Source organism: Streptomyces sp. NPDC090499 (assembly GCF_044769305.1).
Classification (GTDB): domain Bacteria; phylum Actinomycetota; class Actinomycetes; order Streptomycetales; family Streptomycetaceae; genus Streptomyces.
Genome location: NZ_JBIVXP010000009.1, coordinates 1 through 25346, shown reverse-complemented (window position 1 = coordinate 25346; position 25346 = coordinate 1). Strand labels below are relative to the sequence as shown.

The following is a 25346-nucleotide window of genomic DNA, read 5'->3' as shown; positions in this document are numbered from 1 at the left end:
ACGGCCTGCTGCCTCAGTGCGCCGTGCCCGGGGTGATCGTCCGCAGCCGCTCCCTGATGACACGCACCGCGGACTCGGCGTTGTCCACGGTGATCGTGAAGGTGTGGCCGTCCCACAGACGCAGCACGATGCCCTCGCCACGGCGGACGACCACGGCCGTGCCCTTCTCGGGGCGCCAGCGGTAGCCCCAGCCGCCCCAGTGGCGCGGGTTGATCTGCGGGGAGAAGTCGGCGCCGGCCACATGGGAGAGTGGAATGCGACGGCGCGGTACTCCTATATGACCGCAGCGGACTTCGAGACACTCCCTGTCGAGCCTCAGGTCGACGTGGACGAAGGCGAGGGTGCCGAAGAGGACCAGCAGTCCGGCGGCGATACAGCCCACGACGGCCATCACGAGCGCGGTGACGCCCGAGTTCCAGGCGGAGTCCACGGCCAGTTCGATACCGAGCGCCATGCAGGCCGCGCCGACCAGCGCCAGCAGCCACTGGACCCGGTTCGTGGCGCGCCCGGTCCAGACATCCGGATGCGGGGCGTCCTCGTCCGGGGAGTGGTCGCGGGGGTGGTCCCTCATGTCTACGAGATTACTCAGGTTTCGCTGCGCGGGTACCGCGTTGCGGAGGGTGACTGCTCACATCGGGGGTACGGCCGGCCCCGGACGGTTCACTGGGACGCGGCAGGACTGGCGGTGCGCAGCAGGCGGGCCTCGGCATAGCCGAGCGCGGCCTCGGGCAGGTCGCCCTCCCGGCCGTTGAGCAGCACCGTCACCGTGCCGGTGGCCGGTGCGTCGGGGGCGGGCTGCGCACCGATCCGGCGCAGCGCCTGGGCGGCCACGGCCCCGGCGGAGCCGTGCAGGACGAGGGGGGCGGCGCCGGGGCGCTGGACGGCGGCGCGGATACGTTCCGCCAGGAGTTCGTAATGGGTGCAGCCCAGGACGACGGTCGTCACGTCACCGGGGGTGAGCCGGGCCGCCGCGGTCACCGCGGCGTCGATGGCGGCCTGGTCGGCGTGCTCGACGGCCTCGGCCAGTCCCCAGCAGGGCACCTCCGTGACCGGTACGCCACCGGCGAAGTCCTCGATCAGGCCCCGCTGGTACGCGCTGCCCGTGGTCGCGGGGGTCGCCCAGATCGCGACGTGACCACCGCCGGCGGCGGCCGGCTTGATCGCCGGGACCGTGCCGATGACCGGGATGCCGGGTTCCAGACGCGCGCGCAGCGCGGGCAGGGAGTGCACGGTCGCGGTGTTGCAGCCGATGATCAGCGCGTCGGGCCTGCGGGCGGCGGCGGCCTCGGCGACGGCCAGGGCGCGCTCGGTGACACCTTCGGGGGTGCGCGGCCCCCAGGGCATGCCCTCGGGGTCGAAGGAGAGGACGAGATCGGCGTCGGGGCGCAGCCGCCGTACCGCTGCGGTGGCCGCCAGCAGGCCGATTCCGGAGTCGATGAGCGCGATCTTCACCCGGCCACGATAGACGATGGGCCGTTGGGAGCAGGCCCGATGGGGCAGACTGCGCGCGTGAGCGTCTTCACGTGGACCGCCGCCGTGTCCCTCGCCGCCTGGCTGTGGCTGCTGCTCTGCCAGGGCTTCTTCTGGCGCACCGACGTCCGGCTGCCGCCCCGGCGGGAGCCCGCCGAGTGGCCGGACGTGTGCGTGGTCGTCCCGGCCCGGGACGAGGCCGCCGTACTGCCCCTGAGTCTGCCGTCGTTGCTGGCGCAGGACTATCCGGGGCGGGCGGAGGTGTTCCTGGTCGACGACGGCAGTACGGACGGCACCGGTGAGCTGGCCCGGGAGCTGGCCGCGCGCCACGGTGGGCTGCCGCTGACCGTGACCTCACCGGGTGAGCCGCCGACGGGCTGGACCGGCAAGCTGTGGGCGGTACGGCACGGCATCGCGCTGGCACGCGCGCGTGGCCCCGAGTACCTGCTGCTGACGGACGCCGACATCGCGCACGAGCAGGACAGCCTGCGGCTGCTGGTGGCGGCCGCCCGCACCGGCGGCTTCGCCGTCGTCTCGCAGATGGCCCGGCTGCGGGTGGCGAGTGTGTGGGAACGGCTCGTGGTGCCCGCCTTCGTCTACTTCTTCGCGCAGCTCTACCCGTTCCGCCGGATCGGCCGGAAGGGGTCGCGCACGGCGGCCGCGGCGGGCGGCTGCGTCCTGCTGCGTGCCGACACGGCGGAGCGGGCGCGCATCCCGGACGCCATCCGGCACGCCGTGATCGACGACGTGGCGCTCGCCCGCGCGGTGAAGGGCACCGGAGGGCACGTCTGGCTGGGGCTCGCCGACCGGGTGGACAGCGTGCGCCCCTATCCGCGCCTGCACGACCTGTGGCGGATGGTCTCCCGCAGCGCGTACGCGCAGCTGCGGCACAACCCGCTGCTGCTCCTCGGTACGGTCGCCGGTCTCGCGCTGGTCTACCTGGTGCCGCCGGCGGCGGTACTGGCGGGGGCGGTCACCGGCAGCACGCCTACGTTGCTCGCCGGCGCCGCGGCCTGGCTGGTGATGGCCGCGACGTACCTGCCGATGCTCCGCTACTACCGGCAGCCGCCGTGGCTCGCCCCGCTGCTGCCGTTCACCGCGTTCCTCTACCTCCTCATGACGGTCGACTCGGCGGTGCAGCACTACCGGGGGCGCGGGGCGGCCTGGAAGGGCCGCACGTACGCGCGCCCCGACGCCGTCACCGACGAGGGCTGACCGGCCGCGCCGGTCACTTGCGGCCGGGCGTCCAGTTCATGCCCCAGCCGTAGGCGCGGTCGACGGTCCGCTGCGGGCTCACCCCGCGCTCCGGGACCAGGTAGCGGGCCTCGCGCTGTACGACGATGTCGCCGCCGGTGTTGGTGAGCAGCGCCAGCGCGCACACGGTCGAGGGCACCGTGCACTCGTCCAGGGAGAAGTCGACCGGGGCGCCGTGCTGGGGCTGGAGGGTGACCGTGGCGTGCAGGTCGGCGAAGGACGTGGCGCCCTGGTAGATCGTGACGAAGACCAGGATGCGGCGGAAGTCCTGTTTGTGATCGAGGTTGACGGTGAGGTTCTCGCCGCTGGACACGGCGCCGGTGCGGTCGTCCCCGTCGAGGTGGATGTACGGGGGCCGGTTCACGGAGCCGAAGGCGTTGCCCAGCGCCTGGACGACGCCCTTGCGGCCGTCGGCGAGCTCGTACAGGGCGCACAGGTCGAGGTCGAGGTCGCCCGCCCCGCCGTGCCGGCCGCCCCAGCCCGGGAGCTGTTTACGGATCTGCCAGTTGAGGTTGACCCGCAGCGCGCCCGAGGTGCCGCCCTGTTTGGCCAGCGAGACGGAGGGGGCCGCCTTGGTGAGCGTCACCTTGGACAGCCGCACCGGTGCGGTCGGCGGGGCGACCGGAGCAGGGGCTGGAACCGGGGACGGAGCAGGGGCCGGGGCCGGCGCAGGGACTGACGGGGCGAGCGGATACGAGGACGGCGGGGCTCCCTGCGGCATGGGCGGCTGTGCCGGGTGCTGTGGTTCGTCCACCGTGATCCCGAAGTCGGTGGCGAGCCCTTCCAGCCCGCTGCCGTACCCCTGCCCCACCGCGCGGAACTTCCAGCCGCCCTGGCGGCGGTACAGCTCACCGAGCACGAAGGCGGTTTCCACCGTGGCGCCCGTGCTGTCGAACCGGGCGGCCACGCCTCCGTCGGCGGCGTTCCGGACCTCGACGTAGAGGTCCTGGACCTGCCCGAACGTTCCGCCGTCGGCCGAGGCCGCGAGGACGATCCGCTCGATCGGCGCCTCCACCCGCGCGAGGTCGACGAAAAGAGTGTCGGTGACCAGGTCGCCGGAGCGCCGCTTGCCCTCGTGCCGGACCGCGCCCGAGGCGTGCACGGGCTGGTTGTAGAAGACGAAGTCACCGTCGGAGCGCACTTTCCCGGCGACCAGCAGCAGCGCCGAGGCGTCCGCGTCGGGGGCACCCGGGCCGGAGCGCCAGCCCAATTCGACACGCAGCGCCGTGGTCGGCACCGGCGTATTCGATCCTTTCGGCATTGACATGTCCGCCCCCATCATGTGTCGGCACGCCGGACACACCCCGGCCGCCCCAGGTCATCCCTACCCTCACAACCTATTCCCGGGGACAGGGATCTCCCATGAGCGGCACAGGAAGATCCCTGGCCAACTGCCGGTAACCGGCTCGGAACTCGGCCTTTACGCGATCCAAACGTTGATTGCCGTCCTTTTTTGCCGAGTTCGCTCGGATTGGGGATCCAGCGTCACTGCCGACACGGAAAACAACCCTCTTATCGGTCTCCCCAACCAGCACATCGTGGGCTTAACTTATGTGCCATGACCTCCCCCCGCTCCACCTATGGCGGCGGCTACTACTCCGCCTCCTTCCCGGACACTCCGATCTACGACTCGCTCGTGGCCGAACGGGGCACCCCTCAGATCGCCCCGATCCGGGTTCCTCCCGCCTACGACGCGCCCAGCAGCTTCAGCAACCTGCCCGCGCTGCCGTCGGCACTGCCCGCCCTCCCGGCCGGTCCCTCCCAGCCGGCCCCGGGCTACGGCTACCCGCAGCAGATGCAGCAGCCCGCTCCGCTGCAGCAGGCGCCCACGGCGTACATCCCCCAGCAGGCGACGGGACCGCGCGGCTACCCCGCGCAGCAGCCGCAGCCGCCCCGTCCGATGATGGGCGGCACGGGTTACGAGGCGATGCGCCCAGCGGCTCCGCGCCCCGCGCAGGCGGCTCCGTACCAGGACCCGTACAACAACCAGCAACAGCAGCAGTACCGCGGCTACTGACCGGCAGCCCCCGATGTCGGTGCCACCTGGCACGATGGCGTCATGGGGATGGCCGAACTGCAGTCGATCCACGTTCACCCGGTCAAGTCGCTCCGGGGCTTCTCGCCCCGGGAGGCCGTCGTGGAGCCCTGGGGGCTGGCCGGTGACCGACGCTGGGTTCTGATCGACGACGGGGGAAAGGTCGTCACCCAGCGCGTGCAGCCGCGCCTCGCGCTCGCCGCTGCCGAGCCGCTGCCCGGCGGCGGCGTACGCCTGTCCGCGCCCGGACTCCCACCCCTGACGGTGCCGGTCCCCGATCCGGGGAGCACCGTACCGGTGGACATCTTCGGCACCAAGGTGGAGGCGGTCCTCGCGGCGGAGGCAGCCCACACGTGGTGCGGCGCATATCTGGAGGCCGACGTCCGCCTCGCCCACATGGACGACCCCGCGAGCCGCCGCCCGATCGACCCGGACCACGCGCTGCCGGGCGAGACCGTGAGCTTCGCGGACGGCTATCCCCTGCTCGTCACCACGCAGTCCTCGCTGGACGCCCTCAACTCCCTGATCGCGCGGGGCGGGCACCCCGACGAGGGTCCGCTGCCCATGAACCGGTTCCGGCCGAACGTGGTCGTGCGGTCCACCCCGGCCTGGGCGGAGGACGACTGGGAACGCATCGCCATCGGCGAGGTCGAGTTCCGGGTCGCCAAGATGTGCGGGCGGTGCGTCGTGACCACCACCGACCAGGTCACCGCCGAGCGCGGCCGGGAGCCGCTGCGGACCCTGGCGCGGCACCGCCGGTTCGGCAGCCGGCTGGTCTTCGGCCAGAACCTGGTACCACGCTCCCCCGGCACGATCCGGGTGGGTGACCCGGTCCGGATCCTCGGCTGAGCCTCCGCTGCTGCCCGAGCGGTGCCGGTGGCCCGGCGGTCCCGCGGCCGAGCGGTCCCGCGACCGAGCGGTCCCGCGACCGAGCGGTCCCGCAGCCGAGCGGTCCGGCGGGCGCACGTCCCCGGCCCGCGCCGCCCGCCCGCCGCACGCCGCCCGCGCACCGGCCGTCCGTCCGTCCCGGACCGAGCGCCGTCCGGGTCCGGTCCTCCGGGTGATCTCCACCCCCGTGCGGGAACCCGGGCCCGCGGCCCGGTCGTTGGGGTCGTGAGAAGTTCATGAGAGTCCCTGCCGGGGGTGATTTCGCTCTCTCTTCGGCCAGGGGCCCGGGTGAACGGACCGGGCGGGGGTTATCACGGAGCGGGAAGGGGGTGGTGGTCGGTGCGAGCGATCCGCGGGCTGTGGCGCTGGCGGCGCAATCCGCTGCGCCGCGCGACCGACCTGGCCGAGGCATGGGTGGCCCTGGCGGCACTGGTGCTGATCGTGGTGGCCGCGCCGGTGCTCGGCTCGTTCGTCGGGGCAGCCGCCGAGGACAGCCTCCAGCGGTCGGTCCGGGAGCAGCAGCACGACCGGCATCTCGTCCCGGCCACGGTGGTACGCAAGCTGGGCGGCGCCCCGGTGGAACCCGACCCCGACGCCACCAGCGTCCACGACCCCCGCAGCCGCGTCCTCGCCGACTGGACCGCACCGGACGGCACCCGGCAGCACGGCCCGGTCCTGACCACCCTCAAATCCCCGCACAAGGGCGACCGCTTCGACGTCTGGACCGACCGGCAGGGGGTCATCACCGCCCGCCCGCTGGACGCCGCGACGGCGACGACGCACGCCGTGCTGGCCGGGTTCGGCGCGGCCCTGCTGACGGCGGGGCTGGTCGACGGCGTCAGACGGATGATCGTCTGGCGTATGGTCCGGCGCAGGTACGCACGGTGGGACCAGGCCTGGGACCGGGCGGGCCCGGACTGGGGCAAGGCCGGGACGGGCAGCTGACGGCCTTTCCGTCTCTGGTCAACCCACCACCCCGGCGCACGCTACGGTGGACCGGCCGAAGGGCATTCGACATCGACCCGCGCGCGAGCGAACCGCAGCGGCCGGGCACCGTCCGCGGTGCCGCCCGCAAGGCGAGCGAGCGATCTGTACGACGAGGTGGGGGCACGGCAACGCCATGGCACAGGGCACGGTCCAGGTGACGCACACCGGCACATCGAGGTGGCGGCGCCGCACAGGTGAGTACGCCTCGCTCGCCGCCGCCCTGGAGGCCGCCGCCGACGGCGACGTCCTCACGGTCGCGCCCGGCACCTACCGGGAGAACCTCGTCGTCCAGCGCGCGGTGACGCTGCGCGGGCCCGAAGGCTCGCCGGGCTCGGTGCGCATCGCCCCCGCGGACGGGGTCCCGCTGACCGTGCGCGCCTCGGCGGTCGTACAGGACCTGCATGTCGAGGGGCAGGACGCCGCCGCCCCCGCGCTGCTGGTCGAGGAGGGCACCCCCGAGCTGCTGGACGTGCGGATCGTCACCCGGTCCGCCGCCGGGATCGAGGTGCGCGGCGGAGCCCGGCCAACCGTGCGGCGCTGCACCGTGGACAACCCGGCGGGCATCGGCATCGCCGTACTCGACGGCGGCGGCGGGGTGTTCGAGGAGTGCGAGGTGGTGGCGGCCGGCCAGGCGGGCGTGGCGGTGCGCGGCGGCGGCCGCCCCCGCCTGGAGCGCTGCCGGGTGCACCACGCCTCGGGCACGGGCATGACGGCGACCGGGGAGAACTCCGCGCTGGAAGCGGTGGGTTGCGAGATCTACGAGGTGCGCGGCTCCGGTGTGCAGGTCACCGCGCGGGCGACGGCGCACCTCACCGACTGCGATGTGCACCGCACCACCGCCGACGGGGTCACCCTCGACACCGACGCGGTGCTCACCCTCGCCGACTGCCGTATCCACGACATCCCGGAGAACGCGGTCGACCTGCGTTCGCGGTCGGTGCTGACACTGACCCGGACGACCGTGCGTCAGTTCGGGCGCAACGGGCTGTCGGTGTGGGACCCGGGCACCCGCGTGGACGCGAACCAGTGCGAGATCTTCGACAGCACGGGCGACTATCCGGCGGTGTGGGTCAGCGACGGCGCCACCGTGGTCCTGGACTCCTGCCGGGTGCACGACGTGCCGGACGCGCTGTTCGTGCTGGACCGCGGCTCCCGCGCGGACGTCGTCGACAGCGACCTCTCCCAGGTGCGCAACACGGCGGTGTCGGTGAGCGACGGCGCCACCGCGCAGCTCGACGACTGCCGGATCCGGGACGCGGCCACCGGCGCCTGGTTCCGCGACCACGGCAGCGGCGGCACCCTCAGCAACTGCACGGTGGACGGCACCCAGACGGGCGTGATCGTCACCAAGGGCGCCGACCCCACCATCGAGCGCTGCACGGTCGACTCCCCGGCAGAGGCGGGGTTCTACGTGTCGGCGGGCGGCCGCGGCACCTTCCAGAACTGCCGGGTCACCGGCAGCGGCGGCTACGGCTTCCACGTGATCGACGGCTGCCGTACGACGCTGCGCAAGTGCCGCACGGAGCGGTGCGCGCGCGGGGGCTACGAGTTCGCGGACGGCGGTCCGGACGCGGGGTCGGGCACCGGCCCGGTGGTGGAGGACTGCACCAGCGACGAGAGCGGCAGCCTGCGCCCGCCCGCGGCGCGCGAGACGGTCGTACAGACCTCGCAGCAGTCCGCCGGTCTGCTGGGCGCGATCCCCGGCCAGCGCAGCACCGAGCAGGAGCCGCTTCTGGCCCCGGCGGCGCCCGAGGAGCCGGCCCGGACCTCGAAGGCCGTGCTCGGTGAACTCGACGCGCTGGTGGGCCTGGACAGCGTCAAGCGCGAGGTCCGTGCGCTGACCGACATGATCGAGGTGGGTCGGCGCCGCCAGCAGGCGGGGCTGAAGGCCGCCTCGGTGAAGCGGCACCTGGTGTTCACGGGCTCCCCCGGCACCGGCAAGACGACCGTCGCCAGGCTCTACGGCGAGATCCTCGCCTCCCTCGGGGTGCTGGAGAAGGGCCATCTGGTCGAGGTGTCCCGGGTCGACCTGGTCGGCGAGCACATCGGTTCCACGGCGATCCGCACCCAGGAGGCGTTCCAGCGGGCGCACGGCGGGGTGCTGTTCATCGACGAGGCGTACGCGCTGTCTCCGGAGGACGCCGGGCGGGACTTCGGCAAGGAGGCCATCGACACGCTGGTGAAGCTGATGGAGGACCAGCGGGACGCCGTGGTGGTGATCGTCGCGGGCTACACCGAGGAGATGGAGCGCTTCCTTTCGGTCAACCCCGGTGTGGCGTCGCGTTTCTCCCGGACCATCACCTTCAGCGACTACGGCCCGGAGGAACTGCTGCGGATCGTGGAGCAGCAGGCCGACGAGCACGAGTACCGGCTGGCGCCGGGTGCCTCCGACGCGCTGCTGCAGTACTTCACGGTGCTGCCGAAGGGCCCCGCGTTCGGCAACGGCCGTACCGCCCGGCAGACCTTCGAGGCCATGGTGGAGCGGCACGCGAGCCGGGTCGCCCAGCTCGCCGACCCGACCACCGACGACCTCACCCTGCTGTACCCGGAGGACCTCCCCGAACTGGGCTGATCAGCCGCCCGGTTGCGGCCGCTGTCCGGGCAGTTCCGGGCGCAGCCGGGCCAGCAGCCGCTGCCGTTCCTCGGCGAAGGCCGGGTCCGCCTGGTAGTCGGAGTGGCCCAGGATCGGCGCCGGGAGCGGGTGGCCGAGGGTGCGGCCGTGGGCGAGCGGGTCCTTCAGGGGCGCGCGGTCGACCTCGGGGCCGTCGCCGTCGGGGATCCGCACGGGGCCGCCGATCGGGTCGGTGAGGCGGTAGAGGTTGCGCCAGCAGGCGACCTCGCGGTGCAGGGAGCCGAGTTCGGCGGGGCCGAAGTGGGCGGGGAACCAGCGGCCGTAGAGCCGCTCCAGCGGCGAGCCGTAGGTCAGCAGGGCGACCCGGCTGCGGACCGACGGGGTCAGCTGCCAGGCGGCCGCGGCGGCGAGGACGCTGCCCTGTGAGTGGCCGGAGATGACCAGCCGGCCGCCGGTGCGGCGGGTCCAGGTGGCCATCCGCCAGGTCAGGTCGGGGACGGCGCGCTCGGCGTAGCAGGGCGGGGCGAAGGGGTGGGCGGCGCGCGGCCAGAAGGTGCCGACGTCCCAGAGGATGCCGATGGTGCGCCGCGCGGAGGCGTCCTTGTAGGCGCGCCGGCCCCAGGTGACGAAGAGTATGAAGCCGAGCCCGACCAGCCAGGAGCCGAGCGCCTGCGAGGTCTGGGCCGCGCCGTGCACCAGGGCGTACGTCCGGTCGGCCGCCGCTTCCGGGGTCTTTCCGGTGGCCAGCGCGCCCGCCAGCGCCCCGGCGCCCAGTACCAGGGTGGCGGCGCACAGCACGGTGACCACGAACGGCGTCCGGTCGGTGAGCGCGGCCACGGCCCGCACCCTGGCGATACGGCGGCTGCGGGCCGTGTCCTCCGGCTCCCCGTGGTGGCCGGGGCCGGCGGCGGCGCGTTCCGTACGGCCGAGCCGCGAGGTGCGCCAGGAGAGCCAGGCGACCGCGGCGAGCAGCACCACGAGCACCGGCGGGATCACCGAGGCCTGCCAGGTCAGCAGGACCGGAGGCCCGGCGATGGAGGTGCCGGTGCCGTCCAGCCAGTCGGAGACCCGCTGGGCGACCCCGCCCGAGATCACCCCGCCGAGCGCGCAGGCGAGCAGCGCGACCGCGGGCCCGCCGAGGCCGCGCATCGCGGCGCGCGGATCGGGCAGCCGGCGGTGCAGGTCGTGGGCGACGGCCGCGAGGACGATCACCAGCGCGCCCTGGGCGAGGGCCAGACCGCCGAAGGCGGTGTCCCCGGCGAGCCGCCCCGCGGAGTGCCAGCCCGGCCGGGACCAGCAGGCGTACAGCGCCGCGAGCACCAGCAGGGCGAGCGCGCCGAGCGGCAGGCGTCGTACGAGGTGCCGGTCGAGCTCCTGGTCGAGGAGGTTCTCGCTGCGGCCCCGGCGGCAGACCACCCACACCACGGCGAGGGCACCGGCGAGCAGCGCACCGGTCAGCAGCCGTCCGGTGGTGTCCAGTACGGCGGCCCCGCCCGGCCTGCGGTCGAAGGCGGCCGTCGGTGCGAGGACCGCGGCGGCGACGGTGAGCAGGCCGGCCGCGGTGTGCGCGGCGCGCAGCCGGGCGACCAGCCGGCGCCCGTACCAGAAGCCGGGGCTGCCGAGCGAGGTGTGGCCGGGCTCGGGGTCGTTGGCCGGCGGCCGGGTGGACTCGTAGGCGCTCCAGGTGCGGTGCGAGAGGTACCAGAGCAGGCCGGTCAGGGCGGTGGGGACCAGGGCGGCCAGGGCGAGCCGGCGTCCGGGGGCGCTCCACCAGCCGCTGCCGGCGCCGGCCGGTGACAGGAAACCGAGCCAGGTGTGCCGGCGGGCGCAGGCCGTGACGCCCGCGCACTGCCAGGCGGCGAGGTCCAGGGCGACCTCGCAGGCGGCGGCGACCAGCAGCACGGTCAGGGTGAGCCCGGCGAGCCGGACCACCAGGCCGTAGCAGCGCACGGTGCGCGGCCGGTCCTCGGCGGCGGGGCGCATCCAGTGCGCGAGGTTGACCACCATGAACGGCAGAAGCAGCAGCCACAGTGCGCGGGAGGCGTTGCCCGAGGTGAGGTTGCACCAGACGTACGCCTCGGGGACCGTGCGGCCGCGGTAGTCGCCGGGCCGGGACTCGGCGTCGACGTCCTCGGCGCGCCGGAAGACGGCGGCGGTGTCGTCGCCGGTGATCCGCACCGTGCGCGGGTCGTCGAGCATCTTCCCGGGCGTGGTGCCGCCGACTCCGTGGACCAGGAGCTCCAGGTCGATCTCCGGTGCGGCGGGCCGGTGGGCCGGGCCGGGCTTCGCGGTCGTGGGCCGCTCGGCGGGGTCGCCGCCGGCGGCGATTTCCTGCGCGCGTTCCACTCTTCTCGCACTTCCCCCGTGCCGCGCCGATGGTCTGTGTCCGTGCGGGTCTCAGGATCGCCGATTCCGGTGTGACGCACACCACTCGTCACGGAATCTCCCCGTTGTGTGTGACGCCCAGTGCAACAGGTGGTGACCGAATGACATGTGTGCGCCGACACAGGGAGTGGCGCAACCTGCACGGTGCCGTGAAAGGATGGGGCGCCCGCGCACCGGAGCCGGACGGAATGTCCTGGTCGGAGCTGGTACGCGGGGCGTGTCGGACGGCTTGAGGCGAGAGGACCGGAGCGTACGTGAGTGAGAACCAGAACCTCCTCGCGGAGCAGCGCCGCGCCCTGATCCTGGACGAGGTCCGGCGCCGGGGCGGCGTTCGGGTCAACGAACTGACCCGCAAGCTCGGTGTGTCGGACATGACGGTGCGCCGGGACCTGGACGCGCTGGCCCGGCAGGGTGTGCTGGAGAAGGTGCACGGCGGTGCGGTGCCGGTGGTCGAGGCGAGCACGCACGAGCCGGGCTTCGAGGCCAAGTCGGGGCTGGAGCTGACCGCCAAGGAGGACATCGCCAGGACCGCCGCCGAACTGGTGGTGCCGGGTACGGCGATCGCCCTGTCCGGCGGTACGACGACGTACGCGCTGGCGCACCACCTCCTGGAGGTGCCCGACCTGACCGTGGTGACGAACTCGGTGCGGGTCGCGGATGTCTTCCACGCGGCCCAGCGCGTCGCCGGGCAGCGCCAGGGTGCGGCGACGGTGGTCCTGACCGGCGGGGTGCGTACCCCGTCCGACTCCCTCGTGGGGCCGGTGGCCGACCAGGCGATCGCGGCGCTCCACTTCGACCTGCTCTTCCTCGGCGTGCACGGCATATCGACCGAGGCCGGTCTCTCCACACCGAACCTCGCGGAGGCGGAGACCAACCGCCGTCTGGTGCAGTCGGCCCGGCGGGTCGTGGTGGTCGCCGACCACACCAAGTGGGGCACGGTGGGCCTGAGTTCGTTCGCCAAGCTGGAGCAGGTCGACACCCTGGTCACGGACGCGGGACTGCCCTCGGACGCGCGTGCGGAGATTGCGGAGCATCTGCGCCGGCTGGTGGTGGCGGGCGAGACGGAGGCCTGATCGCGTCGGCGGTGCAGACATCTGACGGGCCGCCAGTTAGATTGGCGGAGCCGGTCAACCGCCGTTCCGGCCAAGGGGGTTCTCGTCCATGGCACGCCGTCTGCGCCCCGTGGGGCTCGACTTCGTCGAGACCGCGCCCGTACGCCTGGTCTTCGCGCAGGAGATGTCCGCACCGCCCGAGCGGGTCTTCCACGCGCTCAACGACGACGTACCGGGCTGGGCGGAGTGGTTCGACGCGGTGACCCGCGCCGAGTCGGTCGACGACGGTGCCGGGCGCGACATCCGGCTCAAGGGCGGCGGGCGGTTCCGGGAGACGATCATCGCGGCCAAGGAGGCCGAGGTGTACGCCTACCGGGTGGACCTGACCAACGCGCCCGGCGCGCACGCCATCGCGGAGGAGTGGCGGCTCGTCCCGTCCGGCGGCGGCACCCGCGTGCAGTGGACCTTCGCCGTGGACGGCACGGCACCGTTCCGTCTCGTGGTCAGGGCGGCACGCGCCGGGCTCGGCCGGGCCTTCCGGGGCGCGGTCGTCGAACTGGACCGGCGTCTGTCACGGTAGTGCCTCAGCCGGGCCAGACCCCCGTCTCCAGCAGCGACTCGATCGCCGCCGTGTACGGCGCGATGTCCAGGCCCTGCTGGGCGAGCCAGGTGTCCGAGTAGTACTTGTCGAGGTACCGGTCCCCCGGGTCGCACAGCAGGGTCACCACGCTCCCCTGCCGTCCCTCGGCCACCATCTCGGCGACGATCTTCAGCGCACTCCACAGCCCGGTCCCGGTCGATCCGCCGGCCTTCCGCCCGATCGCGCGCTCCAGCGCCCGCACCGCCGCCACGCTCGCCGCGTCCGGCACCTTCATCATGCGGTCGACGGCTCCCGGTACGAAGCTCGGTTCCATCCGCGGCCGCCCGATGCCCTCGATGCGGGACCCGCAGTCGCAGGTGACGCCCGGATCGCCGGTGGTCCAGCCCTCGAAGAAGCAGGAGTTCTCGGGGTCGGCGACACAGATCCGGGTATCGCGCTGGGTGTAGTGGACATAGCGCGCGAGCGTCGCGGAGGTGCCACCGGTCCCCGCCGTGGCGACGATCCAGGCCGGCTCCGGGAACCGCTCCAACTCCAGCTGCCGGAAGATGGATTCGGCGATGTTGTTGTTGCCGCGCCAGTCCGTGGCCCGTTCGGCGTAGGTGAACTGGTCCATGTAGTGGCCGCCGGTCTCCACCGCGAGGCGCGCGGACTCCTCGTACATCTTCCGGGAGTCGTCCACGAAGTGGCACTGCCCGGCGTGGAATTCGATGAGCCGGCACTTCTCGGCGCTGGTGGTGCGCGGCATGACGGCGATGAAGGGCACGCCGATGAGCTTGGCGAAGTACGCCTCGGAGACGGCCGTCGAGCCGCTGGACGCCTCGATCACCGGCCGGTCCGGCCGGATCCAGCCATTGCACAGGCCGTAGAGGAAGAGCGAGCGGGCCAGCCGGTGCTTGAGGCTTCCTGTCGGGTGCGTCGACTCGTCCTTGAGGTAGAGGTCGATGCCCCAGGCCTCGGGCAGCGGGAAGCGCAGCAGGTGCGTGTCCGCCGAGCGGTTCGCGTCCGCCTGGACCTTGCGAACGGCCTCTTTGAGCCAGTCGCGGTAGACGGCGTCACTGCGGTCGACGTCGAGGGTGGCGCTGGTCCGGATCTGCGGGGTGGTGCTCACGACAGGACTCCTCACGCTTCGCGCCGACAGCGCCCGAACGCGGCCGAACGCGGCCGACGCACCGATCATAGACACCTTCCGCACGCTCCTCACCTGCATAAACGCATCTTTGAGCGCCTCAAAGGCACCCCTGGGGAACAGCGCCGGGCAGTGGCGCGAACCCTTCGGGGGCGCACGGCGGCGAGTGCTCCGAGCGCTCCCCGCCCGGCGGCCCGTGCGCACTGGTGCTCCACGCCGGGGGCGGGCAGACTGCCACCGGACGGGACGAACGTCCCGAACGGGGGCGCACACTGGACCACGACACGAGCCGGAGCGCGCCGGGCCGGGGCCACAAGCTTCCGGACGGCGGCCGACGTACTCGAAAAGGGGCGGGGCAGGATGGCGGAGCCGGAGTTCACGGCGACGGGCGTGCGGATCGACAAGCGGCTGCGTTCGCTCACCCGGGCCGGGCAGGTCCGGATAAGGGACGGCAGGCTGCAGTTGCTCACGAGCTACGGCAGCGAGATCGACAGCGCACCCGTCCAGGCGGTACGGGCCTCGAAGCCGTGGTTCGCGTCGGAGGACCGGGCCCTGGCCGACCTCAACGGCCAGCGCTACTCACTCACCCTGGGTGACCACGACCCGGCGCCGGGCGAGCCCGGTCCGCCCGCGGCGCGCCGCTTCATCGAGGCGGTACGACGGGCCGCGGGGCGGGACCGCTGAACCCTGCGGACCTGCGGGGCGTGACCGCCGGACCACGGCGAGTTGCGGGACCGTACACACTGGGTCACGCTTGTCTCACGTCACTCTGGGTTTACCGGCGACAACGCTGCGAACCAGCCCGCCGGCCACGACAGCAGGCGGCCCCATGGACGGCGGCGCCCTGCTGGATCCGTTCTCCGTGTTCTTCCGGACCTCACGTCGGGGAGTCGCAGTCGTGATCAAACACCCAAGCAGACACTGCTCGGTGGAGCTCCAAGCCTTGCCGTCGCGGATCGGCCAGGTCCGCAGAATCGTATCTGCGCAGTTGCGCTACTGGCATCTCGACCCGTTGATCGACCGGGCAGCGCTCGGTGTGACGGAGTTGCTCACCAACGTCCACCGGCACGCCCGGACCGACAAGAACTGCACCGTGGAGATCGAGCTCCAGCTCGACCGCCTCACGGTGTCGGTCCGCGACCACGATCCACGCCTCCCGGTGGTCGAGGACGGCACGGAGATCGCGCCGATGGCCACCTGCGGCCGAGGCCTTGCGATGGTGGCCGCGGTCAGCGAGAGCTGGGGGGTACGGCCGCACGACGACGGCAAGGTCGTGTGGTTCACCCTGCCGGCACCGACGGCCACCCCGAAGACGGCCGCCCGCCCGCAGCGCCGCGCCGCCGAACCGGCACCCCGGCGGATCGTCGAGCCGGAACCCGCGACCGCCGCCGCACCCGCCGCCGAGCCCGCGCCGGCCGGCACCCCGGCCCCCGCGCACGCCCACGCGACCGCCGCGGTCCCCGGCGCCGCACACGCTCCCGCCCGCTCGGCTGTCGCCAGTTGAGCGGGCGGTGAGTCTCCTCGCCGAGTCTCACCCCGGCATTACCGCTTCGTCATACCGCGCCACCCTTGCCGACGCGGCCGAACTGCTCCTCCAGGACGGACAGCCGGCGCCAGTACTCGTCCTCGTCGATCTCGCCGGTGGCGAAGCGGCGGCCGAGGACCGCGAGCGGCGAGTCGCCCGCCGGACGGCCGGCGTCCATCGGGCGCCAGGGTCCGCCGCGGCCACGCCACCCGGCGCGGCGCAGGAACGTGCCGACGCCGATCGCGACGGCCGCCCAGATCAGCGGGAAGAACAGGATCCACGGGCCGGGCCCGCCGTTCCAGTTCGCCAGGGTCTCCATGTCGGTCAACTCCCCAGGGTTTCGGTGTGATGTACCGAGACTGGCCGCCGGGAGGGGGCCGCGTCGTCGTGCGGCCGACGGCACCGCCCATACCTCCCGGGGAGTACGCGGCGGCGCGACGCCTGCTCCCGAAAGGACTGGCATTCTGTAACTACTAGTATGTACAGTCCTCGTGTGAGCACGTCGGAGCGGTTGATCGAGTCCACCCGCGAGCTGCTGTGGGAGCGCGGCTACGTCGGCACGAGTCCCAAGGCGATCCTGGAGCGTGCGGGCGCCGGCCAGGGCAGCATGTACCACCACTTCAAGGGCAAGCCGGACCTGGCGCTGGCCGCGATCCGGCGGACCGCCCAGGAACTGCTGGCCACCGCCGAGGCCGTGCTCACCGGACCGGGCACCCCGTACGAGCGGATCGAGGCGTATCTGCGGCGCGAGCGCGACGTGCTGCGCGGCTGCCCGATCGGCCGGCTGACCATGGACCCGGACATCATCGCGCGCGACGAACTGCGCGCGCCGGTCGACGAGACGCTCGACCGGATCCGGGAGCTGATCGCCGGGATCGTCGAAGAGGGCAGGGAACAAGGGCAGTTCGGACCCCGGGTGGACGGTGAGGAGATCGCCGCGACCGTGCTCGCGACCGTACAGGGCGGCTATGTGCTCGCCCGGGCGTCCGGTTCCCCCGCCGCTTTCGACGCCGGGGTGGGCGGACTGCTGTCCCTGCTGAGGAGTTGACGTACGTGCACATCACCAGAGAACGCCCGGACACCCGACGGGGTCCGGCTGAGAACTTCACCGGCACGGTGTGGCTGGACGAGATCGCGGCGGCCGCCGCCCCGTCCCGGCTGCGCCTGTTCAGCGTCCACTTCGCGCCCGGCGCCCACACCGCCTGGCACCGGCATCCGCACGGCCAGGTGCTGCACGTGCTGGAGGGCGAGGGGCTGGTGCAGCGCAGGGGCGGCGAGCCGGAGGCGATCCGCGCGGGCGACACGGTGTGGATCGAGCCGGGCGAATGGCACTGGCACGGCGCCGGGCCGCGCACCTTCATGACGCATCTCGCGGTCGTGGAGGCCGCCGAGGACGGCACGACCACCGAGTGGCACGAGCACGTGACCGACTACCCGGCCTGAGGAGGGACCAGCTCCGTGCACGCCATGCAGTACGAGTTCACCCTAGCTGCATGGACACCCCGCAATAGAGCATACCTGAGCCGCTGAGCTGCGGAAACGAAAGAAGCCCCGCCGTTCCTGCCTCCAGACAAGGAACAGCGGGGCCTTACCACCCCGGGCAGTCCACTGGGGGTGGACTCCTCACGACGGGTGGCGCCTCGTCCTCCCTGGGGCGTCGGGCGACACGGGAGGACGAGAAGATCTGCGGGCACCCTCCCCGCCTCGACGGGGGACGACGCGGGGAGGGCTCTCCGGACGTCGCGCAGGTGCGATGACCAAGCAACTGCGCGGCACCTCGTCCGCGGCTTTTTGTAGATCTCGGCGCACCGCGGACAAGGGTCGGACGCTAGCGGGGGTCAGTGACTGCCAACCTCATTGACCCACCGACCCCCGCCGCGCCCTCCGTGGTCGACGCACAGGCGCCGGCCACGGGTCTACGGGATGGGCGGGATGGGCTCCACCCGTGCCGGGAGGATCTGGAAGTTGGTGGCGGTGTTGAAGCGGAACCGCGTGTGCGTCGGGTACAGCCGCTGGTGCTCCTTCGCCCACGCGACGTAGTCCACGGGGTTCTCGGCCTCTCCCCCGGGCTCCTGTTTCAGCTCCACGCAGCTCACGCAGTCGCCCCACCTGCGCGGCTTGAGGTCGGTCAGTTCCTTCTGTGATCCGACGACCGGAAACGCGTCAGTTCGTATCAGCACGCCGTCCCCCTGCCCGTCTTGTGACGTGCCATGGCAACGCGAAGATCGGCCGCCTTCGACGGGTCGTAGGACTCCGAGTGCGGGTTACTGACGATGTCGATGCGTTCCTGAATCCAGGCGCACCGCTCGCATCCTTGATCCGGTTCCGGAGGTCGGTACACCGTCGGGTCTGATAGCTGAATCGGGGTGCTTCTCAACACCGTTTCCATCGCCACGCCTGCACCTCCGTCACCGGACTTCGTTAGTTCGACGGTAGGCGCGCAAGGGGGCGCGATTCCACAGAGTTCTACGGAGTTCTATGCAACTTCAGTCGAGCGAGTCAATCGCGGTCGAGATGAGCCCTCGGGCGGCAGCCCCATAAACCGCGAGCGCCGTCATCTCCTCGAAGGCGCGTGCGTACATCGCGACTTCTCCGGGGGCGGTGACGGTGATTCCGGCCGTCAGGAGTTCGACCGATACGCGCTCGTCGTCGAACAGCGTGAACGTCTCCAGCGTCCACATGGGCCGCTCCCGTCCCGCGGGAATGATGCCGATGGAGACGGCCGGCAAAGCCATGACGGAGAGGAGATAGCCCAACTGCCCCGCCATGACCACGGAGTCCCCGATGACGTGGCGGAGTACGGACTCCTCCAGCAAGAGCGCGAACCGCTTGTGTCCGTCGCGGATGATGTGGGACCGGTCGACCCGTGCGGCGGCAGCCTCGTCGACGTCCTCCGGCGTCCCGTGGACGCGCGCGATGTTCCCGAGGAGTGCGGCGGCGTACTCGTAGGTCTGGACGAAGCCAGGGATGACGCTGGAGCTGTAGACGCGGAACGTGCGCGTCTGCTCGTACAGCGGGATCCGGGACTCCTGGAGCCGACGCAGGCCGCTCCGCTGGACGCGCTTCCACTCGACGTACATCGAGTCGGCCGTGCGGTTGGCCGCGAGGAGATCCGGGATCCTGTCATCGGCTCCGCAGGCGGCGCACCACGCCCTGATGTCGTCGTCCGACGGGGGCGTTGTCGCACTCTGTAGCCGCGAAACCTTCGAGGGTTGCCACCCCGCCAGGACGGCAACCTCCCTACCCGTCAGACCAGCGTCACGCCGGATCTCACGGAGCTTCTCCGCGATGGCACGGCGCGCCTCGTCGAGGGCGGCAGACGGGTAGGGAGACTGCATGGTCGGGTGGCGCTCAGATCCTGAAGTCCGTGTGAGGGATGGCCCGGTCCCACACTGTCTCGAACGCTTCAGCGTGGCGCTTTACGACGTCGGGCGCGTCCTCCAGGACGTGACCAACGAACGCGCCATCGCCGGCGAACAGGCCATACCGGATCAGCCGGCCGTCGAAGATCCAGAGGTCGGCCCCGGGTAGGAGCAAGTCGCATGCCAGGCGTCGCGGCAGCCACCGGACGTCTTCGCCCGCCGCAAGGTTCTGCGGCGTGCATGAGTGCTCGTACCGGATGTACTCGCTCACCGGCTCCGACACGACACGCGCACGGCGTACGACAACCCCGCGCCCCACAGCGTCCGACACGACGTCATGGAAGGAGTTCCACCACGTCGACCGGTCGTCGAGGACGTATCGGTGCCCCGCACGCCACGCCGCGAAATCCTCGTCCTCCTCGACGACCCCGTAGACGTCTCGGGTCTCCAGGTGGACGGCGGAGGCGCGACACCCTGCGAGGAGCTCAGCGAACGGGGGAACGTTCTGCGGCATCGAGCGCCTCCCTGATCTGCTGCGCCATACGGAGAGGCAGCCTGACGACTGCCTCCGTCTCGGGAATCGGTCCCGCGACAAGGCATTCTGCCCGAAGTGCCTCATCAGCCTTCCAGCCCTGAACGACGAGCTCTTGCTTCCCCTCGTCGAGCCACACCGTGGGGCAGTTGTCGCCGTTGGTCTCAGGGTCCTTACCGAAGCACCGTAGCGTCATGATGACCTCCGTTGTCACGCGGATTGCGCAATGTTCTACGACCATCACGCCCACGGGGAGGCAGCGTCAAGGGTGCCTACAGCCAACCCGCGTGCCGCATCCGACGTCGCCACAGCCGGCCGTGGTCGGCTGTGCAGTACCGGCGCACCCGCCCCGCTCCCTCCGCCTGCGTCAGCGGGGCTCCGCAGTGAAGGCACCCGTTGTCGCTCTGAGCCTTGATCGTCTTCGTGCAGTCCATCTCTTGCTCCTCCTAAAGTCAGTGAGCCCGCGGACCCATGACGGATCCGCGGGCATGAGAAAGGCCGGTCCCATGGCGGAACCGGCCCGGTGTGTGCGTGTGGTGTGCGTCAGATCTTCCGACCGTTGTTGAGTGCGGCAGCGGACTGCGCGTCATACGTGGTGATCTCGGTCCGGACGATGTCCGTGATCTCCCGGTCACCCACGAAGACCCGCACGTCCGCCTGAACCGTCGTCGAGCCCGTCGACTTCGCCGCCCTGATGTCGGACCACTGGGAGCCGGTGAACACCGGTTCAGGGGAGCCCGTTCCATTGGCCACAAGAGACAGACCCGTGGGAAGGTAGCCGCCCTGGTCGTACCAGTGCGGGGAACGACTGAGCCACTTCGACCATGCTGCCGCGGGAGACCCGTAGTCGGCACGGCCCTTGATGTAGCCGAGACCCCACTTGATCTGTGTCGCGGCGTTCGTACGCCAGTCTGAGCCCGCACTGGCCATCTTCCCCGCCGGGAGGGCCTGGGGGATCCCGTAAGCCCCGGAGGATGCGTTCAGGGCGTTCCAGCGCCACCCTGACTCACCGTTCCAGAGCTTGATGAGCGGCGGCATCTGCGTTGCCGGATCCCACCCGAACGCCGGCAGCATGGCGCGAGCGATGCTCTGCGCCTGGCGGGCGGAGGCGCCGTGCGCGCCCAGGTCACCGAGACCGCTGACGTCGGCCGAACCCCCGCCGCTCACGGCGTCGACGATGGCGTCCTTCAGGCCGTCGACCATGCGCACCGGGAGCTTGGCGAGAGCGTCGCCCATGGGGGTGCTGCCGACGCCCTTGGACACAGAGTCGAGCACGGGCTTGACGAGCCGGCCCCACACCTTCGAGGGGTGCGCGAGGAGATCCGCGGCTGTCTTAGCCCAGTCGATTCCCTTCGACACGGCGCCCTTGGCCCAGTCGAAGGCTCCGCCGAGTGCACCGACGATGCCTCCGTCAGCGAACCGCGGGAGCTCTCCGGTCCGGTTCATGTACGCGAGCTTGTCGAACCCGATCTTCCGGGCACTGCTGCGCTTGATGATGAACTCGTCGGCCATCGCCAGAATCGGGATGCTGTCGACGCCCGGAGTCCCTCCGCTCGTCCGCCCGCCCTGCGCGAACTTCGGCGTCTCGTCGAGGAGCTTCGGAGCCTTCGGGAGGGACTTCAGCCCCACGTACTTCGCCACCGAGTCCCACACGGCCTTGATGCCGTGGGTGTACACGGCGGAGATCACGAAGTTCACGGGTCTGGCCGTGATGGAGGCGATCCCGTCCCAATGCTTCTTGATCGCGTCCTTCGCGTCACCGAAGGCTTCGCCGACGAGGCCGATGGCGGTCTTGAGGTTGTCGAAAGCAGGCTTCACGCCCTTCGAGTACAACCACGACGCACCGTCGGCAATGTCGTCGATGGCCGGAGAGAATGCACTGTCCCACAGCCACTTAGCCTTCTTTCCGACCCAGGCAATTGCGTTCCAGAGGTCGTCAAGGTGCGGCTTTACTCCATGCAGATAGAGCCACTTCACGGCAACACCGATTGCGCTGACGACCGGGGCGAAGGCGTGGTCGTTGAGCCACACCACCTTCTTGCCGACCCATTCCAGGATCTGCCACAGCTGAGTGAACGACGGCTTCAGGTAGTTGTCCCAGAGCCATACCGTCGCCGTTTTGATGCCGGCCCAAGCTGCCTGCACTCCGTCGCGGAACCACGAGAACTTCTTGTATGCGTAGACCACGGCGGCAACGACCGCGACGATTGCGATACCGATCAGCACGAGCGGGTTTGCAGCGACCACGAAGTTGAACGCGATCATAGAAAGCGTCCACAGCTTCGTCGCGACGATCGCTGCGTATATGCCCTGGAGCAGCCATGGCGCATTGCCGGCGATGATGCCGATAGCCTCCGCCACCCCGCCCAGCACCTTCAGAAGAGGTCCACTGATTGGGGTGAGGCTCTCGCCGACGTTGAGAAATGCCGTGGCCACCTTGCCGAACACGTCGGCCAGAACTGCGCCACGGTCGGAAGAGAACTTCAGGAACTTCTCGAACTCCGGGTTGGCTTTGAGGTTCTGCCCCCACTTCGAGAATCGGCCCGTCGTTTTGATGAGCCGATCGGAGATCTTGTCAGTGTGGGGAAGGAAACCGTCGAGGACGCCGGCGATACCCTTGAAAACATTCCCGAAAGCCGTACCGAGACCGATGATTGCAGGCTTGACGGCTCCGTCGAGATCGCGCTTGAAGCCACGCCAGAACGGCGTTTTCAGCTCACGACTGGCCTTGTTCCACAGAACGCCCACGGCGTCGGCAGCGCCGTGTACAAGCGGCGTCAGACCGGGCAGCGCGTTCTTCGCTGCGTTCACTCCGCGAGTGAATAGCGGAAGCACCTCCGGCTGAAGCGACGTCGACCAGTCGGTGAATGCGCTCTTCAACCCGTGAGACCCGGCAATGGAGTCGTACAAGTCACGCTGTTCCGGGGTGAGCTTGGCGAGTGCCTCGCGGTACGTATCCGCGGCCGTCGTCGTCTTCGACGTGGCGTCGACCGACGAGAGCTGTGCGGCCTGAAGCGCGCGTTCCGCGGAGGCGACTGCTCCGCCCCGCTCACTTCCGCCTCGCGCACCTTCGTGCGGGCGTCGGCAAGGGCGCGCTCCTGATCCTCGACTTTGGCGTTGGCCTCCGCCACACGATCCTTCGCGGCCTTGACCTGATCGGAGCCCTCGACGCCGGCCTTCGACGCTGCCTCCGTCGACTTCTTCAGGTCAGCGTTCTTCTCCTGCTGCTCCTTCAGAGCCTGCGCGGCCTGGTCGTACGTGAGCTGCGCGCGCTGACGCTGGAGGTCGTCGGCTGTCGGGTCGGCAAGCGTCTTGTCTAGATCGGCCTTGGCTTCCTTGACCCGGAGCTCCGCGTCACGCTGACTCAGGATGCCGTCGAGGAGTTCGTCATTCTGCGCTTTGAGCTGCGCCGTGGCGTCCTTGCGGGCCTGCGTCAGGTCTTCCTCTGCCTGACGTGCCGACTTCTGCGCGTCGGCAAGGGAGCGCTCCGCCGTGGCAACCTGCGCGTTGGCCTGCGCCACGGCGCTTGCGGCCTGACGGTGCGCGCTCGTCAGGGAGGCTTCCGCAGACGCCATCTGTAGCGCGTTCTGCGCGGCTCGCACATTTGACGCGGCGCCGTTGTCCGTCGCACGGCTCGACTCGTTCTCCGCGGCCGTACGAGCCTGCATTGCGCTTGTCACGGACTTGATCGCGGGGACGGCTACGAGGGCGAGTGCTCCGACTCCTGCGCCGGCTGCAAGTGCTGTAGCGGCAATGGAGCCGATACCGGCAGCAGCGACGGGAACTACGGGGAGCGCCGCGACGGCAGCAAGGGCGATACCGAGGAACTTGAGTTCGCTTATCGCGCTGGAAGTATCGGCGCGTACCTTGATATTGACGTCGTCCCGGTCAACGTCGTTTATCTGGCGTTGCACTTCCGCCAACGCTGCGCGCGCTGCTGCGGTGTCCGTTCTCACCTGAACGCTCGGGTGTTGCGCTCCCAAACGCTCCAGCCGCGCATTGATGTCCGTGATTTCCGCGAGCGCTGCGCCGGCGTCAATATCGAGGCCGATCGTTTTGCCGCTCAACGTCTGGATCCGGGCACGCAAACGGTCGATGTCTGCGTTGATTCCGGTTTCGCCGAGCCTGACGTCAGCCCGCGGGAGGCTTCGGAATGCCTCCTCCAACTTCGCCTTTATCGAGCGCCCGAAGGCACCACCGATCTTCCCACCCTCACGGGTCGCAAGGACCCGGGCACGCGCCCCACCTTGGGTTACGGCGTCTGGGATGGCGATGACGATGTTCTTGGAGATCGCCTCGCCCATGCGTCGGCCGGCGTCCTCCCCCACCCGGTCGGCAATGGGGAGGACGAGTGCCTTCAGCTTCGTGTGGAAGTTGGGGACGATGGGGACAACGTCGACCGCTGCCCCACCGACTATGTCAAGGTCGCTCATCAAACGCCCCCGTTTCCTGCGTTGGTGGGGTCACAACGGGTGTTGTCGACGCGGAGAACGTGACGTCGTAGGCGTTTACCCCGGCACTGCCCACAATATCGAGATCTCCAGCCATCACGTCTCCACAACGGTCACGGAGAACACCACATCGTCGGCGTTGTCACGGAGGTCGAGGAGTTGGCCTATGAGATAGAGTCGGCGCGCCTGGCGTTCGACGTCGGGCGTCGCTTCACAACGGGCGATTGCGGCCGACATGCCGGCGTGTTCTCGGCACACTTCGCTGCACCATGAATCGATTTCTAGAGTGCCGGATGTCGTCATTCGCAGCTTTGGCGAGAAACGACATCCGGGGCGGAAGCAAACGGCCTCTTCAGTGGTCATATTTATCTCCCTGGAAATATGAGAGCCCCGACGCGTCGGGGCTGATGGTTGGTCTACGGGGCATGTGGCGCTCAGCGCTTCGGTGCCGGGGTGCTGAACACCTCCTCCACCGTGCTCGACGGCGACCGTCGGGCGTTGAGGCGCGCGTACAGGAGAAGCAGTTCCTCGGCTGCGCTCCCGTCCGCCTCGTCGTCGGCCCGCTTGGCACGGGCCAGCCACACCCGGCATTCCGTCGAACAGTGCTGCCGACGTCGATACCGGCCGTCCTGGCCGAGGGTTACCGCACGCGGGAAGTTGCAGCCGGGTCGCTTACAAGGGGGTGGCGGGATGTTGTGCATAGCTCCTCCAGGGAACGCAGCAGGGCCCCGGGGCCCTTATTGACAACGTTACGGTTACATGTGCGCTGATCAGCGACTTCTTGTTGACGGATTGGATCTTGTGCGTGCGGCTTGATCGTTCCGTCGGCGCGATCCATCGCGTAGGCGCACCGCGAGGAGTCCCTCAGGGGCCGCCAGAGGCCGTCAGGGGCCGTTTCAGGGACCCCTGTAGGCGTTACATCTCAGATCCCCAGACCCGTACACCCAGCGGTTATCAGCACCTGTACGGGCAGCGTGGCGTGCCGGGGAGAGTCACCCCCCTACGTCTCCGCAGGTCAGCGACCCAGCGCACCTTCGGTGCGCGCCGGGGGCGTGGTAAATGTCGTGGCGTGCGCCGAGGTGCTTCTTGTCTGCCCTGCCGTGTGC

General features: G+C 70.7%; 24 protein-coding genes. 11 read left to right on the top strand and 13 right to left on the bottom strand.

Annotated elements, in window-relative coordinates; translation table 11 throughout:
• Positions 1 to 13 precede the first annotated feature (13 nt).
• The gene (locus ACIQVL_RS29705) at positions 14 to 571 is read right to left on the bottom strand and encodes a hypothetical protein (protein ID WP_403436417.1); all 558 of its coding nucleotides are present in this window, start codon (positions 569 to 571) and stop codon (positions 14 to 16) included.
• Positions 572 to 660: 89 nt separating this feature from the next.
• A complete protein-coding gene (locus ACIQVL_RS29700) occupies positions 661 to 1452 on the bottom strand; it encodes a glutamate racemase (RefSeq protein WP_403436414.1) in 792 nt (263 codons plus the stop codon).
• Between the two features lie 39 nt (positions 1453 to 1491).
• On the opposite strand from ACIQVL_RS29700, the gene ACIQVL_RS29695 reads away from it, so the two are divergent.
• Positions 1492 to 2685: a glycosyltransferase gene (locus ACIQVL_RS29695; RefSeq protein WP_403476849.1), complete on the top strand. Its 1194-nt coding sequence runs from the start codon at positions 1492 to 1494 to the stop codon at positions 2683 to 2685.
• A 13-nt stretch (positions 2686 to 2698) separates the two neighbouring features.
• On the opposite strand, the gene ACIQVL_RS29690 is transcribed toward ACIQVL_RS29695, so the two are convergent.
• On the bottom strand, positions 2699 to 3985 hold the full coding sequence (locus ACIQVL_RS29690; RefSeq protein ID WP_403476848.1) for a TerD family protein: 1287 nt from the start codon (positions 3983 to 3985) through the stop codon (positions 2699 to 2701).
• A gap of 297 nt (positions 3986 to 4282) precedes the next feature.
• On the opposite strand from ACIQVL_RS29690, the gene ACIQVL_RS29685 reads away from it, so the two are divergent.
• From ACIQVL_RS29685 to ACIQVL_RS29670, 4 genes are all read left to right on the top strand, one after another.
• Positions 4283 to 4741 (top strand): DUF6643 family protein, encoded by a 459-nt coding sequence (locus ACIQVL_RS29685; protein WP_352362959.1) that lies wholly within the window; start codon positions 4283 to 4285, stop codon positions 4739 to 4741.
• A gap of 42 nt (positions 4742 to 4783) precedes the next feature.
• Positions 4784 to 5608, top strand: coding sequence for an MOSC domain-containing protein (locus tag ACIQVL_RS29680; RefSeq protein WP_403436406.1), 825 nt, complete (start codon positions 4784 to 4786; stop codon positions 5606 to 5608).
• Between the two features lie 378 nt (positions 5609 to 5986).
• Entirely contained in the window at positions 5987 to 6592 is a 606-nt protein-coding gene (locus ACIQVL_RS29675) for a hypothetical protein (RefSeq protein WP_403476847.1), read from the top strand.
• A gap of 175 nt (positions 6593 to 6767) precedes the next feature.
• Positions 6768 to 9206, top strand: a complete 2439-nt coding sequence (locus ACIQVL_RS29670; protein ID WP_403476846.1) for a right-handed parallel beta-helix repeat-containing protein — start codon at positions 6768 to 6770, stop codon at positions 9204 to 9206.
• On the opposite strand, the gene ACIQVL_RS29665 is transcribed toward ACIQVL_RS29670, so the two are convergent.
• Positions 9207 to 11456: a hypothetical protein gene (locus ACIQVL_RS29665; protein WP_403477055.1), complete on the bottom strand. Its 2250-nt coding sequence runs from the start codon at positions 11454 to 11456 to the stop codon at positions 9207 to 9209.
• A 389-nt stretch (positions 11457 to 11845) separates the two neighbouring features.
• On the opposite strand from ACIQVL_RS29665, the gene ACIQVL_RS29660 reads away from it, so the two are divergent.
• Together ACIQVL_RS29660 and ACIQVL_RS29655 are read left to right on the top strand one after the other, a co-directional pair.
• Positions 11846 to 12664, top strand: coding sequence for a DeoR/GlpR family DNA-binding transcription regulator (locus tag ACIQVL_RS29660; protein WP_403436399.1), 819 nt, complete (start codon positions 11846 to 11848; stop codon positions 12662 to 12664).
• Between the two features lie 88 nt (positions 12665 to 12752).
• Positions 12753 to 13223, top strand: a complete 471-nt coding sequence (locus tag ACIQVL_RS29655; protein WP_403436397.1) for an SRPBCC family protein — start codon at positions 12753 to 12755, stop codon at positions 13221 to 13223.
• Positions 13224 to 13227: 4 nt separating this feature from the next.
• On the opposite strand, the gene ACIQVL_RS29650 is transcribed toward ACIQVL_RS29655, so the two are convergent.
• A complete protein-coding gene (locus tag ACIQVL_RS29650) occupies positions 13228 to 14352 on the bottom strand; it encodes a PLP-dependent cysteine synthase family protein (RefSeq protein WP_403436394.1) in 1125 nt (374 codons plus the stop codon).
• A 378-nt stretch (positions 14353 to 14730) separates the two neighbouring features.
• Here ACIQVL_RS29650 and ACIQVL_RS29645 point away from each other — a divergent pair, with 378 nt between their 5' ends.
• The gene (locus tag ACIQVL_RS29645) at positions 14731 to 15054 is read left to right on the top strand and encodes a hypothetical protein (protein ID WP_301649398.1); all 324 of its coding nucleotides are present in this window, start codon (positions 14731 to 14733) and stop codon (positions 15052 to 15054) included.
• Positions 15055 to 15268: 214 nt separating this feature from the next.
• Positions 15269 to 15874, top strand: a complete 606-nt coding sequence (locus ACIQVL_RS29640) for an ATP-binding protein (RefSeq protein WP_403476845.1) — start codon at positions 15269 to 15271, stop codon at positions 15872 to 15874.
• A 49-nt stretch (positions 15875 to 15923) separates the two neighbouring features.
• Here the strand turns inward: ACIQVL_RS29640 and ACIQVL_RS29635 are convergent, their stop codons facing one another.
• Entirely contained in the window at positions 15924 to 16214 is a 291-nt protein-coding gene (locus tag ACIQVL_RS29635) for an SHOCT domain-containing protein (RefSeq protein WP_403477054.1), read from the bottom strand.
• Positions 16215 to 16373: 159 nt separating this feature from the next.
• Between ACIQVL_RS29635 and ACIQVL_RS29630 the strand changes: the two genes are divergently transcribed.
• Both ACIQVL_RS29630 and ACIQVL_RS29625 read left to right on the top strand, forming a co-directional pair.
• Positions 16374 to 16943: a TetR/AcrR family transcriptional regulator gene (locus ACIQVL_RS29630; protein WP_403476844.1), complete on the top strand. Its 570-nt coding sequence runs from the start codon at positions 16374 to 16376 to the stop codon at positions 16941 to 16943.
• A gap of 5 nt (positions 16944 to 16948) precedes the next feature.
• Positions 16949 to 17338, top strand: a complete 390-nt coding sequence (locus ACIQVL_RS29625) for a cupin domain-containing protein (protein WP_403476843.1) — start codon at positions 16949 to 16951, stop codon at positions 17336 to 17338.
• A 473-nt stretch (positions 17339 to 17811) separates the two neighbouring features.
• Here the strand turns inward: ACIQVL_RS29625 and ACIQVL_RS29620 are convergent, their stop codons facing one another.
• The 7 genes from ACIQVL_RS29620 to ACIQVL_RS29590 form a co-directional block, all read right to left on the bottom strand.
• On the bottom strand, positions 17812 to 18075 hold the full coding sequence (locus tag ACIQVL_RS29620) for a hypothetical protein (RefSeq protein WP_403476842.1): 264 nt from the start codon (positions 18073 to 18075) through the stop codon (positions 17812 to 17814).
• A gap of 306 nt (positions 18076 to 18381) precedes the next feature.
• Entirely contained in the window at positions 18382 to 19233 is an 852-nt protein-coding gene (locus ACIQVL_RS29615) for a helix-turn-helix domain-containing protein (protein WP_403476841.1), read from the bottom strand.
• Between the two features lie 13 nt (positions 19234 to 19246).
• Positions 19247 to 19771, bottom strand: a complete 525-nt coding sequence (locus ACIQVL_RS29610; RefSeq protein WP_403476840.1) for a DUF6879 family protein — start codon at positions 19769 to 19771, stop codon at positions 19247 to 19249.
• 561 nt (positions 19772 to 20332) lie between these two features.
• Entirely contained in the window at positions 20333 to 22600 is a 2268-nt protein-coding gene (locus ACIQVL_RS29605) for a hypothetical protein (RefSeq protein ID WP_403476839.1), read from the bottom strand.
• 65 nt (positions 22601 to 22665) lie between these two features.
• On the bottom strand, positions 22666 to 24222 hold the full coding sequence (locus ACIQVL_RS29600; RefSeq protein ID WP_403476838.1) for a hypothetical protein: 1557 nt from the start codon (positions 24220 to 24222) through the stop codon (positions 22666 to 22668).
• A gap of 114 nt (positions 24223 to 24336) precedes the next feature.
• Positions 24337 to 24603 carry a hypothetical protein gene (locus ACIQVL_RS29595; RefSeq protein WP_403476837.1) on the bottom strand — a complete coding sequence of 89 codons (267 nt, stop codon included), beginning with the start codon at positions 24601 to 24603 and terminating at the stop codon, positions 24337 to 24339.
• Positions 24604 to 24674: 71 nt separating this feature from the next.
• Positions 24675 to 24824, bottom strand: coding sequence for a hypothetical protein (locus ACIQVL_RS29590; RefSeq protein WP_403476836.1), 150 nt, complete (start codon positions 24822 to 24824; stop codon positions 24675 to 24677).
• Positions 24825 to 25346 lie beyond the last annotated feature (522 nt).

Excerpts from the sequence above, each read along its gene's own strand:
- ACIQVL_RS29695 (WP_403476849.1), top strand. The coding sequence starts at position 1,492 with ATGGGGCAGACTGCGCGCGTGAGCGTCTTCACGTGGACCGCCGCCGTG.
- ACIQVL_RS29635 (WP_403477054.1), bottom strand. The coding sequence starts at position 16,214 with ATGGAGACCCTGGCGAACTGGAACGGCGGGCCCGGCCCGTGGATCCTG.
- ACIQVL_RS29595 (WP_403476837.1), bottom strand. The coding sequence starts at position 24,603 with ATGACCACTGAAGAGGCCGTTTGCTTCCGCCCCGGATGTCGTTTCTCG.
- ACIQVL_RS29655 (WP_403436397.1), top strand. The coding sequence starts at position 12,753 with ATGGCACGCCGTCTGCGCCCCGTGGGGCTCGACTTCGTCGAGACCGCG.
- ACIQVL_RS29705 (WP_403436417.1), bottom strand. The coding sequence starts at position 571 with ATGAGGGACCACCCCCGCGACCACTCCCCGGACGAGGACGCCCCGCAT.
- ACIQVL_RS29680 (WP_403436406.1), top strand. The coding sequence starts at position 4,784 with ATGGGGATGGCCGAACTGCAGTCGATCCACGTTCACCCGGTCAAGTCG.
- ACIQVL_RS29690 (WP_403476848.1), bottom strand. The coding sequence starts at position 3,985 with ATGCCGAAAGGATCGAATACGCCGGTGCCGACCACGGCGCTGCGTGTC.
- ACIQVL_RS29645 (WP_301649398.1), top strand. The coding sequence starts at position 14,731 with ATGGCGGAGCCGGAGTTCACGGCGACGGGCGTGCGGATCGACAAGCGG.
- ACIQVL_RS29630 (WP_403476844.1), top strand. The coding sequence starts at position 16,374 with ATGTACAGTCCTCGTGTGAGCACGTCGGAGCGGTTGATCGAGTCCACC.
- ACIQVL_RS29600 (WP_403476838.1), bottom strand. The coding sequence starts at position 24,222 with ATGAGCGACCTTGACATAGTCGGTGGGGCAGCGGTCGACGTTGTCCCC.
- ACIQVL_RS29615 (WP_403476841.1), bottom strand. The coding sequence starts at position 19,233 with ATGCAGTCTCCCTACCCGTCTGCCGCCCTCGACGAGGCGCGCCGTGCC.
- ACIQVL_RS29670 (WP_403476846.1), top strand. The coding sequence starts at position 6,768 with ATGGCACAGGGCACGGTCCAGGTGACGCACACCGGCACATCGAGGTGG.
- ACIQVL_RS29610 (WP_403476840.1), bottom strand. The coding sequence starts at position 19,771 with ATGCCGCAGAACGTTCCCCCGTTCGCTGAGCTCCTCGCAGGGTGTCGC.
- ACIQVL_RS29685 (WP_352362959.1), top strand. The coding sequence starts at position 4,283 with ATGACCTCCCCCCGCTCCACCTATGGCGGCGGCTACTACTCCGCCTCC.